The sequence below is a fragment of the Holdemanella sp. DFI.5.55 genome (assembly GCF_020593575.1).
GTDB lineage: Bacteria > Bacillota_I > Bacilli_A > Erysipelotrichales > Erysipelotrichaceae > Holdemanella > Holdemanella hominis.
This window is the reverse complement of record NZ_JAJDMK010000005.1, coordinates 1-15,178: the sequence shown is the minus strand read 5'-3', so window position 1 is coordinate 15,178 and position 15,178 is coordinate 1. Positions and strand designations below refer to the sequence as shown.

Genomic DNA, 15,178 nt, shown 5'->3' with positions numbered 1-15,178 from the left:
ATGTGTTTCTAGCATAGTATAATTTCATCACACATAGTGAGCAAACTATAGGAGGAAAGAGAAATGAATAAACAAAGAATTGTTGCTGGTTTAGCATCTGTAGCAATGGCTTCTACTTTAGTAGCATGTTCAGGCGGATCTAGCAGTGACGCAAAAACATTAACAGTATCTGTAAACCAAAGTTTAACTGGACAGTTTACACCTCAATATGCATCAAGTGCTTATGATCAATATGTAGTAAACTTATGCTACGAATCAATGTTAAAGTACAATGCTGATAACGAATTGGAACCAGTATTGGCTAAAGATTTACCAGAAGTAAGTGAAGATGGTTTAACATTAACTTACAAATTGGAAAAAGGACACAAATTCAGTGATGGTACTGAAGTAACTGCAAAAGACGTTAAATTTACATTCACAACATTAGCTGACCCAAGCTATACTGGTCCTAATGGTGGTGGAATGGATAACATCGTTGGATATAAAGAATATAATAGCGGAGCTGCTAAAGAATTAACTGGTGTTGAAACTCCAGATGATTATACAGTTGTATTCCACTTGGTATCACCTCAAATCGATGCAGTCTCATTATTTGGTACAATGGGAATCGCAAGTGCTGATCATTACTCAAAATACAAACAAGGGAATGTAAAAGTTGTTGAAAAGAACCAAGAAGAATCATGTGGTTCTGGTGCTTACCAATTAAAGAGCTATGATAAAGCAAGTGGAGCTTCATTTGTTCGTAATGAAGAATTCAAACCTGAAAAAGGACAATACCAAGTAGATCGTATTGTTATGAAGAAAACAGATGTAACTACAGAAGTTTCTGAATTGAAAAAAGGAACAGTTGATTTAATTCCAGAAGTAATTGAAACAAATAAAGTTAGTGAAGCGAGTCAAGCTGACAACATGGCATTCAACTACTATACTCGTAGTGCTGTTGGTTTCGTAGCTTTGAACGCTAACAATGGAGCTACAGCTGACAAAGCAGTTCGTCAAGCATTGATGTATGCGACAGATCGCCAAGGATTCTGTGATTCATACTTCGGATGGGATAAAAAAGCAAGTGACGAAGTTAAAAAAGTTAAAGGTGGATATGTACCAGCTGCATACTGGAATCCAGCATCAGTAAACTTTGGCGCAGTTGTTCGTAATGAAGAAACAATCGATGGATTAAATACTTATGCATTTGACATGGATAAAGCGAACCAAGTATTAGATGAAGCTGGTTGGGTTCGTGGTGCTGATGGAATCCGTGAAAAAGACGGACAAAAATTAGAAATCAAATTCTTATTGTCAGAAGGTAACTCAGTACTTGAAACTTTAATTCCTATTGTTAAGAAAACTTGGGGAGATTTAGGTGTTGATCTAAAACAAACTACAGTTGATTTCTCTACATTATTAAGTAACGTTCAAGATACTAGTCACGATAGTGAGTGGAATATGTGTTTCTTAGCTACTAGTTTCACAAGTAACCAAGATAGTTCAGCTAATGATTCATATTCAAATGATCCAGAAAACATGGCTGTAAATAACTACTCTCGTATCAATGATCAAGCATTGATTGATCAATTGACAAAAGCTCGTGCTGATTCTGATGAAAAACAATCAAAAGTTGATTATGCTGAAGCTATGAAGATGGCTGCTGATGATGCAGGATACATGCCAGTTTACTCAGGTATGATGTTCAACCTTTACAATAAGAAAGTTGACTTGACTGGAACAGGAACATTGCGTAACTGGTCTCAATCAATGGATACAATTACTGTAAAATAATTTAAAATTTGCACAAAGGTGTGTTAAAATAGTTGATGTTAAAGGACAAATGTTCATTAACAGAAACGTGGCAACGTTAAATAGTCTGCATGAAAAACTCGTGGATTGTTTATAAAATTAAGGGCAAGCCGTATTGACTTGCTCTTATATGCATTTAGTGGATAGAAAGGATCGATAACTATGCTAAAGTATGTATTTAAAAGAATTTTAGCGATGATTCCTGTCCTTTTCATCATTTCAATCGTTATTTTCGGTACTGTAAAGGCGATGCCAGGTGATGAGGTAACAGCTTATTTTGGAGCCGGTTCAAAGGTTACACAAGAACAACGTGATCACGTTCGTGAGTTGTTAGGATTGGATAAATCGTTACCTGAACAATATGTACGTTGGGTTGGACGTATGTGTACAGGAGATTTAGGATCAAGTATTACCCTTAAAAAACCAGTTGGAACTATCATTGGTGACTATGTATGGAATACATTCTATTTGAATGTTGTATCATTAATTGTGGCTTTGATTTTTGCCATTCCAGTTGGAATAAAACAGGCAGTAAAGAAAGGTACAGTGTTTGATAACTTCTGGACTGTATTCTCATTGTTAGGAATAAGTGTTCCAACATTCTTCTTTGCCTTAGTATTAATTTTCTTCGTAGGTTTGCAGATTCCAGGTATGCCTATCAACGGAATGCGTGACACAATGCTATCAAGCTTTGGTTACTCAAGTATTTTCCAAGAAATTGGAGATATAGCTTTACACTCAATTTTACCTGTAATCGTATTGGCGTTTAGTTCATTTGCTTCGTTCTCACGTTATGTACGTAACTCTATGGTTGAAGTCATCAACATGGATTATGTTCGTACAGCACGTTCAAAGGGTCTTAAAGAAAAGACTGTTATCTACAAACATGCATTTAAAAATGCACAAATTCCTTTAGTAACATTACTAGGATTATACATTCCATCATTATTCTCAGGAGCCGTAATCTTGGAATCTGTATTTATCTGGCCAGGAATTGGAAAAGTGTTAATTGATGCGATCAACCAACGTGATAACTCTTTAGTTATGGCTTGTTTGATGTTTAGTGCCTTGTTGATGTTATTAGGTAACTTATTGTCTGACATTTGTTATACATTAGTTGACCCACGTATCAAGGTAGATGAATAGGAGGGAACTATAGATGGCTAAAAAAAATGCTGTAGTATTAGAATCTGGCGAAAAAATCGAATCTATAGGTCCTTGGACCATAGCATGGCGTAAGTTCAAACAAAACCGTGTTGCCATGGCTGGTTTGATTATTTTTGTATTAATTGTTGTTGCTGTTATTGTTATACCACCAATGCTTGGATATAGCGTTAATGACTATGATTTATCAAATCCTAATTTAGCTCCAGGAGGAGAACACTTATTAGGTACAGATAAACAAGGTCGTGACTGCTTATTCCGTTTATTCTTAGGTGGACGAATCTCTATCATGGTTGGTATTATTGCTGCTGTTATTACTGTCATCTTAGGATGTACAATTGGTGGCATTTCAGGATATTATGGTGGAAAATTAGATAACGTATTAATGCGTTTTGCAGAAATCGTTTATTCATTGCCATTTACACCAATGATTATTGCGGTTGCCTCAACTATGTTGTGGGTTCCACAAAGTCAAAAAATGTATACTGTATCATTATTAATTGGTTTGTTATCATGGCCAGGACTAGCACGTTTGGTTCGTGGACAGATTTTGACTTTGCGTGAACAAGAATTTATGCAAGCTTGTGAAGCTTTGGGTATTTCAGATTTCTCAAAAATCTTTAAACACTTACTTCCAAACGTTATTTCTTTAGTAATCGTAAATGCTACACTACAAATGGCAAGTGCTATTTTGACTGAGGCTGGTTTATCATTCTTAGGTATGGGTGTGACTGCACCAACTCCTTCTTGGGGTAACTTAATGAACTTAGCGCGTGATTCTTACGTGTTCCAAAACTATCCTTGGGAATGGATGCCTGCAGGTTTAATGTGTTTGTTAACTGTAATCTCAATCAACTTGATTGGTGAAGGATTGCGTGATGCATTCGACCCTAAAGAATTACAGTAGTAAGGAGGATACACAATGTCTGTAAATAAAAAAGTAATTAAAGTGGAAGACCTTCGTGTATACTTCCATACAAAAAAAGGTGATTCAAAAGCAGTTGATGGAAACCACTTTACAATGTATGAAAATGAAACACTTGCGATTGTAGGTGAATCAGGTTGTGGTAAATCAGTAACTGCCATGTCTATTTTAGGCTTAGTAAGTGAACCAGGAGAAATTATGCCTGGATCAAAAATCGTATATATGGGAAATGTGGACCGTGATGAAGATGGTTTAAACTTAGCTACAGCTACAGATGAACAAATTCGTCACATTCGTGGTAACGAAATCTCTATGATTTTCCAGGAACCAATGTCAAGTTTGAACCCAGTTATTACAGTTGGGGATCAGATTATGGAAAACATTTTGACGCACGAAGAAGTTTCTAAAGAAGAAGCTAAACAACGCGCAATTGATTTGTTGGCAGAAGTTGGTATTTCTCGTCCAGAAAAAGTTGTTGATAACTATCCATTCCAATTATCAGGTGGTATGTGTCAGCGTGTTATGATTGCGATGGCTTTATCTTGTCATCCAAAATTATTGATTGCCGATGAACCTACAACAGCTCTAGATGTTACAATTCAGGCTCAGATTCTTTCTTTAATGAACAGATTAAAGAATGAAACAGGTACATCTATCATGTTGATCACACACGACTTAGGTGTAGTTGCTCAGGTTGCTGATAACGTTAACGTTATGTATGCAGGTAAAGTTGTTGAAACAGCTCCAGTAGAAGAATTGTTCAACAACCCTAAACACCCATATACAATTGGATTAATGAATTCAATGCCTTCATTAGCAGAAGAAGGAAAACGATTAAATACAATTGAAGGTAGTGTACCTAACCCATTGTATTTACCAAAAGGATGCTACTTTGCAGATCGTTGTCCATATGTAACAGATCGTTGTAAAGAAGGTCAACCAGTAGATACAAAAGTTAAATCACGTCACCACGTATGGTGCTTCAAAGTTGAAGAAGAAATGAAACAGGAGGGATAGTCATGGCAGAAAAAAGAAAAATTCTTGAAGTAAAACACTTAAAAAAATACTTCCCTCTAAAAAAAGGAAAATATAAAGATGGTGATCCATGTGTTAAGGCCGTAGATGATATTACTTTCGACTTATACGAAGGTGAAACATTAGGTCTAGTAGGTGAATCAGGATGTGGTAAATCTACTTTAGGTCGTACAATCATTCGTCTTTATGAACCAACAAGCGGAGAGGTAATCTTCGAAGGTGAAGATGTAGCGAAGAAATCTCGTAAAGAAATGCGTGCTTTACGTGAAGAAATGCAGTTTATCTTCCAGGATCCATATTCTTCATTGAATCCACGTATGACTGTATTCAATATTTTGGCTGAACCATTGATTGCTCACGGGAAATTCAAACGAGGTCCAGAACTAGATGCATATGTTAAAAACCTAATGGACCGTTGTGGTTTGCCAAGCTACTATTGCTATCGTTATCCTCACCAATTCTCAGGTGGACAAAGACAACGTATTGGTATCGCACGTTCTTTAGCATTAGATCCAAGCTTCATTATTTGTGATGAACCAGTAAGTGCATTGGACGTTTCTATCCAATCACAAATCATCAACTTAATGAAAGATATGCAAGAAGAAAAGAACATTTCTTATATCTTCATTTCACACGACTTGTCAGTTGTAAAACATATTTCTGACCGTGTAGGTGTAATGTATTTAGGTAGTATGATGGAACTTGCAGATAAGAATGAAATATACTCTAACCCTCAACACCCTTATACAAGAGCGTTGATTGGTGCAATTCCTTTACCAGACCCTACAAAACGTAAAGAAATGCAAGTGATTCAAGGTGAAATTCCAAGTAACGTAAACATTCCTAAGGGATGTAAATTCAACCCTCGTTGCCCATTTGCGAAAGACATTTGTCGTGAACAAGAACCAGCAACAAAAGAGGTTAAGCCAAATCACTTTGTTAAGTGTCACTTTGGAGGTGAATTCTAATGTCTAAGCGCCCATCTATGCGTGAGATGTTAGAAAAAAAAGATAAACAAAAAGGTAAAGAAGATCGTCTTGAAAAAGGGGATTTTCTAGCCTTATTAATTGCAGCTAGTAGTACATTCTGGCCAATTTTATTAGGTGCCATTGTTATTTTAGCGCTATTAATTTTTGGTTGGAATGCCATCTTTGCATAATACGAGAAGCTTTCGGCTTCTCTATTTTTTTAGGAGAAAGATATGAAATTTACAGATTATAAATATGAACATATGGATATTGAAGCTTTGCAGGCACAATTAAAGGCGATTTGTACAAAATTACAGAATGCAGCTTCTTATGATGATTTTAAAAATGCGTTTATTGAATTGAATGACGTAAATAAATATATCAATACTAATCAGACTCTTGTTGAAGTGCGTCATACAGTAGATACAAGAGATGAATATTATACAAAAGAAAATGACTTTTTAAATGAAATGCTTCCAGTATTAAAGGAAGATATTGTGAATTGTAATAAGGCTGTAATGGAAAGTTCTTTTGTATCTGAATTAAAGAAAGAAGTACCAGAAACATATTTCTTACAAAGAGAAATGGAAGAAAAATCATTTGATCCAATTATCATTCCTGAAATGCAAGAAGAAAATAAATTAGCTTCTAAATACCAAGCAATCATTGCGAGTGCACAAATTGAGTTTGATGGTGAAACATATACTCTTGCTGCTTTAGAAGTAAAGACAAATGATAAAGATAGAGATACTCGTAAACGTGCAATGCAAGCCTATTGGGGATGGTATGACGAACATGCTAAAGAAATCGGTGAAGTTTATGATCAATTAGTGCAAGTGCGTACGCGTATGGCTAAAAAATTAGGATATGAAAACTATATTGAACTTGGTTACTATCGCATGATGCGTTTTGACTACAATAAAAATGATGTAGAAAACTATCGTAAACAAGTATTAGAAGATGTTGTTCCTTTAGATAATGAGTTGTATGCTCGTCAACAAAAACGTTTGGGTTATGATACTTTGCATGCTTGGGATGAAAAGTTTGAATTCACTTCAGGAAATCCAGCCCCTAAATATATTCGTGAAGAATTAGTTAAACGTGCATTAAAGATGTATCAAGAACTAGATCCTAAAACAGGTGAATTCTTTGAATTTATGACAGAAAGAGAATTATTAGATCTAGATTCAAAGCCTGGTAAAGCAGCTGGTGGATATTGTACATTCATTCCAAATTATCAATCTCCATTTATCTTCGCAAACTTTAATCAGACTAGCCATGATGCTGAAGTACTAACACATGAAGCAGGACATGCTTTCCAAGTGTATTCAAGTAAGGATATTTTCCCAATCGATTGTGTATGGCCTACTTATGAATCTTGTGAAATCCACTCTATGTCTATGGAATTCTTTACATATCCATGGATGAAATCTTTCTTTGAAGAAGATGTAGATAAATATTATTTCAATCATTTGTCAGGAGCTGTTAAGTTCTTACCTTATGGAGTTTTAGTAGATCACTTCCAGCATGAAGTATATGAAAAACCAGAAATGTCTTGTGAAGAAAGATTGGCTACTTGGAGAAAGTTGGAAAAACAATACTTGCCTCATAAAAACTATGAAGGTATTGATATTCTAGAAAAAGGTGGATGGTGGATGCGCCAGCTTCACATTTTCATGGATCCATTCTATTATATTGATTACACATTAGCTCAAGTATGCGCGTTGCAGTTCTGGGCTCGTATTCAAAAGAATGATGAAAAGGCTTTCGAAGATTACAAACACATTTGTAAGATTGGTGGAACATTGCCATTCAGAAAAATTGTAAAAGAAGCAGGATTAAAGGTTCCTTTTGAATCAGGATGCTTAAAAGATACTGTTCAATTGGTTCGCGAATGGTTTGAAAAAGCAGACGATTCACAATTTTAAAAAAACATCTTGCGATTTGAAAAAAGGCTTGCTATAATTGTATAGCACTTACTTTGGGTCAATATGACTTAAGGCGGAAGGAGGATACATCAATATGAAACAAGGAATTCATCCTAATTATCATAAAGTTAAATGTATCTGTACATCTTGTGGTGCAGAATTCGAAACAGGTAGTACAATCAAAGGTGATGAATTACGTGTAGATACTTGCAGTAACTGCCACCCATTCTTCACAGGTCGTCAACGTTTCGCTGCTGCTCAGGGACGTATTGAGAAATTTAACAAGAAATATGGTTTGAAGTAGTAATATAATGACAGTGTCAGAAATGGCACTGTTTTTTATTTTGGTTATAAAAAAATCGTTATTAAAAATTAAATATACTTTAAAATAGACGTTTCAAGCTTGCTCGGTTATATTAAAATTATCAAATTTACACGAGAATAACTGTGGTATTTGAAAACTTCTATTGCTACGTTTATAATAAAGAAAATAAATTAAAAATAGTGAGGTGTATTAAAGTGAAAAGAGCTAAAAGAATGGATGTATTTCAATCTTCTATATTTACAGAATTGAAAAATATGAAGCTGGATTATACACAAAGAACAGGAAATGAAACAATTGATTTTTCAGTTGGATCGCCAAATATTGCGCCTGAACCATCCATTATGAAGGTACTGCAAGAATCAATTATGGTTCCAGAAAACTATAAGTATGCGATCAATGAATTACCTGAAATGAAATCAGCAATCCACGATTGGTATAAGAACCGTTATAATGTAGAGCTAACATATGATGAAATGATCTGTCTACAAGGATCTCAAGAAGCTTTAAGCACATTGTTTTTAGCTATGTGTGATCCAGGTGATATTGTATTGGTGCCTGACCCTTATTACCCAATTTTTAGTGATGGGCCAAAGATTGCAGGGGCTAAAGTTGAATATATGCCTTTGTTGCAAGAGAATAACTATGTCATTCAATTGGATCAAATTGATGAAGAAATTGCGAAAAAAGCGAAGATTATGATTGTATCTTATCCAAACAATCCAACTTGTGCTATAGCACCAGATTCATTCTATGAAGAGTTGATTCAGTTTGCAAAGAAATATGATATTGTAGTTTTACATGATAATGCATATAGTGAACTTGTATTCGATGGTAAAGTTGGAAAGAGTTTCTTATCTTTTGAAGGAGCTAAAGAAATAGGAATTGAATTAAATTCTTTCTCGAAAACATATGGAATGGCTGGTGCAAGACTTGGTGTGTGTGTTGGTAATAAAGAAGTGATTGATTGTTATAATACCCTTAAATCAAATATGGATTATGGAATCTTCTTACCTATACAATATGCAGGTATTGAAGCACTAAGACATGGAGGCGCAAGCATTCACTCAACTTGTCAGGCTTATCAAGATCGAAGAGATGCTATATGTGAAGCATTTGATGAAGTAGGATGGCATATTGATAAGAGTCCTGCAACAATGTTCGTATGGGCAAGAATTCCAGATCAATATGAAGATTCATATGCCTTCACAAAAGATTTGATGGAAAAAACAGGTGTTGTCGTTACACCTGGCCAGGCTTTTGGCGTTCATGGTACTAGATATGTGCGTTTAGCTCTTGTTCAAGATATTGAGGATATCCAAAAAGCGGCAGAAAGAATAAAAAAATCTGAAATTTTTAAGTAAAGTGCAAAAATTTGCACTTTTTTTTCGTATAAGAGTATATGAAGTGTAATCGATGTCAAAATGAAGATCCTAAATTATTTGCGTATGATCATGGAGTTTATTATTGTCGTAAATGCATTGATTTTTCTAGGTTGGAGGTTAATGAAAAAATAAATCCGGTTAAATTGAAGCATAGAACGTGGAAGGGTAAACCTAAACTTGATTATGAACTTACTGCTTCGCAAAAATGTGCAAGTCACGAAGTATATCAATATTTAAGTAAAGGAAAAGACGTAATACTTTACGCCAGTACAGGTGCCAGGCAAAACAGAAATTTGTTTTGAAAGTATCTGTGGATATTTAGCACAAGGAAAGAAAGTAGGATTTGCGATCAGTCGAAGACAGGTTGTTCTTGAAATCGCAAATCGTTTGCGGATAGCGTTTCCTGAATTAAGTGTATGTGAAGTTGCTCAAGGATATACCCAAGTTACAGATGCAGACCTTATTGTATGTACTACACACCAGTTGTATCGTTATCCATATGCCTTTGATTTATTAATTTTAGATGAGTTAGATGCCTTTCCTTTTGTGGGCAACGAAGTGCTTCAGGCCATAGCTAATCAGGCGTGTATTGGACAAAAACTAATGTTGAGTGCAACACCAGACAAAGAGAGTATGGAACTTGTGAAACAAAATAAAATAGAGCTTGTGTGTTTGTTTGAAAGGCCACATAAACACCCGTTGATTGTGCCTAAAGTGATACAGGTATCTATTTTAATTCAAGTATGGATTGTAATTTATTTGTGCATAAAATTCCAAAAAGAGGGAAAACAAACATTAGTTTTTGTCCCTCGAAAAAAAGATGGAAAGTGGATGAAGCTGATTCTTAATGTGTTTGTGAAGACAGATTTTATTCATTCTTCTACACAAAATAAAGATGAAATTTTAGATTGTTTTCGCAATAAAGAATTGAGTGCACTAGTTTGTACCACACTATTAGAAAGAGGAATCACGATTCCAAGCGTTCAAGTTGTTGTTTTTAAAGGAGATCATTCAGTCTTTACCACGGCCAGTCTTATTCAGATTTTTGGACGTGTGGGACGAAGTTTTAAAGATCCAGAGGGAAAGGGTGTGTGTTTATGCCAAGCTTCAAGCGAATCTATCAAAGATTGTGTGAGTCAAATTACGAAGATGAACGATACTGTTTATGTTGCCACAAAAAAATGAGTGCAATTCGCAATTTTGAGATTTTCTTTTATAATGATCTTTTGATATGTCCGGATTGTTCAAAAAATTTCAAGCTACATAAACAAGTCTATAATATAGATGGTATCCCTTTATATGTTCTCTATGAGTATGATGAGTTTTTAGAGAGGTTGTTTTTTCAGTATAAGGAACAAAGGGATGTTGTATTAAAAGATGTTTTTTTGTGTGAACACTTATATTTAAAGAATATCTTTAAAAAATATTGTGTCTGTACTTTATGCAGTAGTGATGCAAAACGTATGGAAAGGGGATTTGAACCAGCTATTGATATGTATTCGTCGTTAGATGTTTTTGTTCATTCTCCTTTCTACAAAAAGAAGGATATAAAGCAGTCTTCAGCAACAAAATTGCAAAGATCACAAATTAAGAATGTATTGGGTTTGAAACAATTGTATCCATTGCCTAAAAAGAAAATATTGTTGGTGGATGATGTTTGTACAACTGGAAGCACACTATTGGCCGCAAAGCAGTTGATCCATCCGGACTGCATGTTTGTTTTAGCGGCACATCCACTTTGGATTTTGGCAAATCAAGAAAACATAGTGGTCAAATCAAAGGGGTTTTGGTAAAATATTCTAAAAGGGGCGATAGAAGCTATGGATAAGAAAAGAAAGAATGAGAATGATGAGATTTCTCAATTATTAGATTCATTTCAAACAAACGAGGAAGATACGTTAGAACAAAAAATGGATCAATTCACAAAGAATCAAACTCGTAGTCGAGTAGAAAAACATAAACCTGAACCGGAAATTCCGTTTCAAGCAAAAAAAGAGGAACCTTCACTAGGAGATACGTTTGTGGTTGGATCAAAGGATTTAAATGAGTCAAAAGAAGATCTTTCTGCAACTCGTACAGTAATGTGGAATGCGGATGATTTAAAACAGGAAGCAGATTCTACAAATCAAACTGTTGTGATTGATGATGATGAAATTCAGTCTCTGTTAGAGGAGGGTAAGGGTCCTCAATTAAAAAGAGAAGTAATCAACAAGAAAAAAGAGCCGAGCAAAAAGAAATCAGCACCAAAAAAGAGCCATTCTAAAACTGGAATGTATGTTGCCTTAGGTGTTGTAGGTGTGTTGTTGGTTTCATTATTGATATTTGGTGGCATGAAACTAATGACTGGTGGATTGTCTAGTTCTGATGAAAAAACATCGGAGGTTCAAAAGAAGAATTACCAGGAATTATTAGATTTTGCAAACAACTATGATGATTTATCTTCAAGTGACCAAAAGAAAATTATTGGTTTTGAAAGTAAATATAACAGTTTAACGCGTAAACAAAGAGAGAAGATTGATGAAATTTTAGAAGAGGTTACCGGTAAAACTTTCAATGAATTACTTGCGAGTGCAAATAAGAAGACAAGTACGAAAAAAGACAACAACAACACTGAAATTGCTGAAAAGAAAGCGCAGTTGAAACAAAAAATCAATGATCTTAAAAAGCAGTTGTTGAGTGCACAATCAGAATTAGAAAATGCGCAGAATGCACAGTCTTCAGCTCAAAGTGATGTCGATTCATTACAGTCTCAGATTGATTCTGCAGGTGGCAGTGTAAGTGATGCTCAAAGTGCTGTAATTAGTGCACAAGCGGATTACGATAATGCACAAAGTGCGCTACAGGTATGTGAGAATCGTCGCAGTGAATTGGAGCAAATTCCAAATAGCGAATTGACGCAAGATCAATATACAGAGTTACAGCAATTATATGCTGAACATCAGGGATTGGTTGATAATGTAAACACAACAAAATCGGCTTTGGCTGATGCAAAAACGGCATTAAGTGCTGCACAAAAGAATTCGGATACTTCTTCTTTACAGAATAAGTTAAAATCAGCGAAGACGAAATTGGATAGTGCAAATTCAGATGTAACAGATGCACAATCAAAAGTAGATTCATTGAATTCACAAATCAATGATTATCAAAATCAATTGAATCAATTAGATTAGACAATACAAAATGTATTGTCTTTTTCTTTGTGTGACCTTTTAATGTCTTGTGATTTTTGTTAGAATATATACAGAAAGTCAGGTGAAAATATGCGTAATGCGATTGTTCTGGCGGCAGGAAAAGGAACTCGAATGAAATCAGATCGTAGCAAAGTAATGCATACGATTATTGATCGTTCAATGTTGGCTTACATTATTGATGCTTTAAGAGCGGTATCTGTAGAAAGAATTGTAGTGATTGTCGGATATCAGGCTGAAAGTATCAAAGAAGCTTTTCCAGATGTTGAATTTGCTTTGCAGCAACCACAATTGGGGACAGGTCATGCGGTTATGCAAGCTACACAATTAAAGGATGAAGATGGGGATACATTGATTATTAATGGAGACGGACCATGTATTCAGCCTGAGACATTGGAAAAACTATTCCAAACCAATCAAGATGCATCATTAACTCTATTAACTTCTGTATTGGATGATGGAGCTCATTATGGTCGTATTGTTCGTGATGAAAATAGTCATGTTCAAGCGATTGTAGAGGCAAAGGATTGTACAGAAGAACAAAAACAAATTTGTGAAATCAACGCAGGTATGTATTGTTTCAAGAACAGAGATTTATTTGACAATCTTGATAAATTAACAACAAATAATGCTCAACACGAGTATTACTTAACAGACTTGGTTAAGATTTTGGCAAATCAAGGAAAGGTTGTTAAGGGGTTGGTAGTTGAAGACCGTGATGAAGTCATGGGAATCAATGATTGTGTAGAATTACATAAAGCGTATGAATGGATGCGCAATCGAATCAACAATAACTGGATGAAAGAAGGGGTACAGATTGTAGACCCATTGCGAACAGTTATTGGAAAAGATGTAACGATTGGACATGATGTAATTATTCATCCAAATGTTGAAATTCTTGGACATACAGAAATCGGTGATTTCGTTGAGATTTTACCAGGTTCTTATTTGAATAATTCGAAAATTGAAGATCGTGCAATTGTAGATTCAAGTAAAGTCGTCAATTCTTGCATAGAAGAAGGTTCTGTTGTAGGGCCTATGTCTTATGTAAGCAATAATAAAACCATAAAATAAACCTGATAGGGTATGAGAAAGGATAAATCATGAAAAACACTATTGTATTTGCTTTATCATCTAGCGTTGGTTTAGCAGAAGATATTTGTAAAGAATTAGGATTGGAATTAGGTAAATGTGAAGTTAAACATTTTGCGGATGGAGAAATCTTAGTAGAACTTGGAGAATCTGTTCGTGGAAAACACGTATATTTTGTACAAAGTACAAATAAACCTGTAAACTCAAATTTAATGGAAATTTTAATTGGTATTGATGCATGTAAACGTGCAAGTGCTGCAAGCATTACGGCTATCATTCCATATTTTGGATATGCTCGTCAGGATCGTAAAGCGAAACCTCGCCAACCAATCACTTCTAAATTAGTTGCTAGTTTATTAGAAAGAGCTGGAGCTGATCGCGTAGTTACAGTTGACTTACACGCTACTCAGATTCAAGGATTCTTCGATATTCCAGCAGACGATATTACTGCGAATGGATTGATTGCTGATTACTTCAAACACCAAGAAGGATTAGGTGAAATCGTAGTTGTATCTCCTGATCACGGTGGAGCTGTACGTGCTCGTAACTTAGCAAATGCATTAGGTGCACCTATCGCAATCATCGACAAACGTCGTCCTAAACCAAATGTAGCTGAAGCTATGAACCTAATTGGTGATGTTGATGGTAAAACTGCAATCATCATCGATGACATGGTAGATACAGCTGGTACATTAACTGCTGGTATCAAAATGTTGAAAGACAAGGGAGCTAAAGCGGTTTATGCTTCATGTTCACATGGTATCCTTTCAGGACCTGCTATCGATCGTTTAAAAGCTGCTAAGTTAACTGGATTCGTTTGTACAAATACAATTGATCAAACAGAAAACCAAAAAAATTATCCAGAAATGACTGTTCTTTCAATGGCACCATTGTTAGCTGGATTGATTCATGCAGTTGAAGAAAATTCTTCATTATCAGAAGTATTAGCACACGCATTTGATGACTAATATGGAAACATTGTTTATTGGCTATCCTCCTTGTTCAACTTGTAAAAAGGCATATAAAGCTCTACAAGATTTGGGTATTGAAGCTACATATCGAAATATTAAAGAAGATAATCCAAAAAAAGAAGAGATTCAAAGTTGGATTGATCGTGGTGTGGAATTAAAAAAATTGTTCAATACAAGTGGTATGTTGTATCGTGAATTAAATGTAAAAGAAAAACGCGAAACATATACAGAAGAACAATTGATTGAATTACTTGCCTCAAATGGTATGTTAGTAAAAAGACCGATTGTGATCCAAGGAGATATCATTATCATAGGAAACAAAGTATCAGAATACGAAAACTTACAAAAATAGGCGCTCTAAAATAGTGTAGGGTTATGTGAAAATACCGGCTTTAAATTATTGTAG

16 protein-coding genes are annotated in these 15,178 nt (G+C 35.1%); all 16 read left to right on the top strand.

Annotated elements, in window-relative coordinates:
* Positions 1-63 precede the first annotated feature (63 nt).
* The 16 genes from LJE08_RS02285 (at position 64) to LJE08_RS02210 (ending at position 15,124) form a co-directional block, all read left to right on the top strand.
* Positions 64-1,776 (top strand): ABC transporter substrate-binding protein, encoded by a 1,713-nt coding sequence (locus tag LJE08_RS02285; RefSeq protein WP_227402320.1) that lies wholly within the window; start codon positions 64-66, stop codon positions 1,774-1,776.
* A gap of 180 nt (positions 1,777-1,956) precedes the next feature.
* On the top strand, positions 1,957-2,940 hold the full coding sequence (locus LJE08_RS02280; RefSeq protein WP_117924511.1) for an ABC transporter permease: 984 nt from the start codon (positions 1,957-1,959) through the stop codon (positions 2,938-2,940).
* A gap of 13 nt (positions 2,941-2,953) precedes the next feature.
* The gene (opp4C, locus tag LJE08_RS02275) at positions 2,954-3,865 is read left to right on the top strand and encodes an oligopeptide ABC transporter permease (RefSeq protein WP_117924513.1); all 912 of its coding nucleotides are present in this window, start codon (positions 2,954-2,956) and stop codon (positions 3,863-3,865) included.
* Between the two features lie 15 nt (positions 3,866-3,880).
* Positions 3,881-4,900: an ABC transporter ATP-binding protein gene (locus tag LJE08_RS02270; protein WP_117924515.1), complete on the top strand. Its 1,020-nt coding sequence runs from the start codon at positions 3,881-3,883 to the stop codon at positions 4,898-4,900.
* 2 nt (positions 4,901-4,902) lie between these two features.
* Positions 4,903-5,886, top strand: a complete 984-nt coding sequence (locus tag LJE08_RS02265) for an ABC transporter ATP-binding protein (RefSeq protein WP_117924517.1) — start codon at positions 4,903-4,905, stop codon at positions 5,884-5,886.
* Positions 5,886-6,077, top strand: coding sequence for a hypothetical protein (locus tag LJE08_RS02260; RefSeq protein ID WP_003865735.1), 192 nt, complete (start codon positions 5,886-5,888; stop codon positions 6,075-6,077). Before LJE08_RS02265 ends, LJE08_RS02260 begins: the two co-directional genes overlap by 1 nt.
* 42 nt (positions 6,078-6,119) lie before the next feature.
* On the top strand, positions 6,120-7,814 hold the full coding sequence (locus tag LJE08_RS02255; RefSeq protein ID WP_186998601.1) for a M3 family oligoendopeptidase: 1,695 nt from the start codon (positions 6,120-6,122) through the stop codon (positions 7,812-7,814).
* 94 nt (positions 7,815-7,908) lie between these two features.
* A complete protein-coding gene (gene rpmE / locus LJE08_RS02250; RefSeq protein WP_003865737.1) occupies positions 7,909-8,118 on the top strand; it encodes a 50S ribosomal protein L31 in 210 nt (69 codons plus the stop codon).
* Positions 8,119-8,333: 215 nt separating this feature from the next.
* Complete coding sequence (locus LJE08_RS02245; RefSeq protein ID WP_227402319.1) at positions 8,334-9,500, top strand: aminotransferase class I/II-fold pyridoxal phosphate-dependent enzyme; 1,167 nt, start codon at positions 8,334-8,336, stop codon at positions 9,498-9,500.
* 38 nt (positions 9,501-9,538) lie between these two features.
* Complete coding sequence (locus LJE08_RS02240) at positions 9,539-9,823, top strand: hypothetical protein (RefSeq protein ID WP_199593118.1); 285 nt, start codon at positions 9,539-9,541, stop codon at positions 9,821-9,823.
* A complete protein-coding gene (locus LJE08_RS15235) occupies positions 9,795-10,706 on the top strand; it encodes a helicase-related protein (RefSeq protein ID WP_227402318.1) in 912 nt (303 codons plus the stop codon). The genes LJE08_RS02240 and LJE08_RS15235 overlap by 29 nt, the downstream gene beginning before the upstream one ends.
* Positions 10,703-11,314: a ComF family protein gene (locus tag LJE08_RS02230; RefSeq protein ID WP_117924525.1), complete on the top strand. Its 612-nt coding sequence runs from the start codon at positions 10,703-10,705 to the stop codon at positions 11,312-11,314. Before LJE08_RS15235 ends, LJE08_RS02230 begins: the two co-directional genes overlap by 4 nt.
* 27 nt (positions 11,315-11,341) lie before the next feature.
* Positions 11,342-12,691 carry a hypothetical protein gene (locus tag LJE08_RS02225; RefSeq protein ID WP_217255912.1) on the top strand — a complete coding sequence of 450 codons (1,350 nt, stop codon included), beginning with the start codon at positions 11,342-11,344 and terminating at the stop codon, positions 12,689-12,691.
* A 90-nt stretch (positions 12,692-12,781) separates the two neighbouring features.
* Positions 12,782-13,783: a bifunctional N-acetylglucosamine-1-phosphate uridyltransferase/glucosamine-1-phosphate acetyltransferase gene (locus tag LJE08_RS02220; RefSeq protein ID WP_117924529.1), complete on the top strand. Its 1,002-nt coding sequence runs from the start codon at positions 12,782-12,784 to the stop codon at positions 13,781-13,783.
* A 29-nt stretch (positions 13,784-13,812) separates the two neighbouring features.
* Positions 13,813-14,769, top strand: coding sequence for a ribose-phosphate pyrophosphokinase (locus LJE08_RS02215; RefSeq protein ID WP_117924530.1), 957 nt, complete (start codon positions 13,813-13,815; stop codon positions 14,767-14,769).
* Positions 14,762-15,124: a Spx/MgsR family RNA polymerase-binding regulatory protein gene (locus LJE08_RS02210; RefSeq protein ID WP_227402317.1), complete on the top strand. Its 363-nt coding sequence runs from the start codon at positions 14,762-14,764 to the stop codon at positions 15,122-15,124. Before LJE08_RS02215 ends, LJE08_RS02210 begins: the two co-directional genes overlap by 8 nt.
* The last annotated feature ends 54 nt before the right edge of the window (positions 15,125-15,178 follow it).

Coding starts and splice junctions, on each gene's coding strand:
- LJE08_RS02220 (WP_117924529.1), top strand. CDS start 12,782: ATGCGTAATGCGATTGTTCTGGCGGCAGGAAAAGGAACTCGAATGAAA.
- LJE08_RS02225 (WP_217255912.1), top strand. CDS start 11,342: ATGGATAAGAAAAGAAAGAATGAGAATGATGAGATTTCTCAATTATTA.
- LJE08_RS02255 (WP_186998601.1), top strand. CDS start 6,120: ATGAAATTTACAGATTATAAATATGAACATATGGATATTGAAGCTTTG.
- LJE08_RS02285 (WP_227402320.1), top strand. CDS start 64: ATGAATAAACAAAGAATTGTTGCTGGTTTAGCATCTGTAGCAATGGCT.
- LJE08_RS02280 (WP_117924511.1), top strand. CDS start 1,957: ATGCTAAAGTATGTATTTAAAAGAATTTTAGCGATGATTCCTGTCCTT.
- LJE08_RS02215 (WP_117924530.1), top strand. CDS start 13,813: ATGAAAAACACTATTGTATTTGCTTTATCATCTAGCGTTGGTTTAGCA.
- LJE08_RS02260 (WP_003865735.1), top strand. CDS start 5,886: ATGTCTAAGCGCCCATCTATGCGTGAGATGTTAGAAAAAAAAGATAAA.
- LJE08_RS02265 (WP_117924517.1), top strand. CDS start 4,903: ATGGCAGAAAAAAGAAAAATTCTTGAAGTAAAACACTTAAAAAAATAC.
- LJE08_RS02230 (WP_117924525.1), top strand. CDS start 10,703: ATGAGTGCAATTCGCAATTTTGAGATTTTCTTTTATAATGATCTTTTG.
- opp4C (WP_117924513.1), top strand. CDS start 2,954: ATGGCTAAAAAAAATGCTGTAGTATTAGAATCTGGCGAAAAAATCGAA.
- rpmE (WP_003865737.1), top strand. CDS start 7,909: ATGAAACAAGGAATTCATCCTAATTATCATAAAGTTAAATGTATCTGT.
- LJE08_RS02240 (WP_199593118.1), top strand. CDS start 9,539: ATGAAGTGTAATCGATGTCAAAATGAAGATCCTAAATTATTTGCGTAT.
- LJE08_RS02210 (WP_227402317.1), top strand. CDS start 14,762: ATGACTAATATGGAAACATTGTTTATTGGCTATCCTCCTTGTTCAACT.
- LJE08_RS02270 (WP_117924515.1), top strand. CDS start 3,881: ATGTCTGTAAATAAAAAAGTAATTAAAGTGGAAGACCTTCGTGTATAC.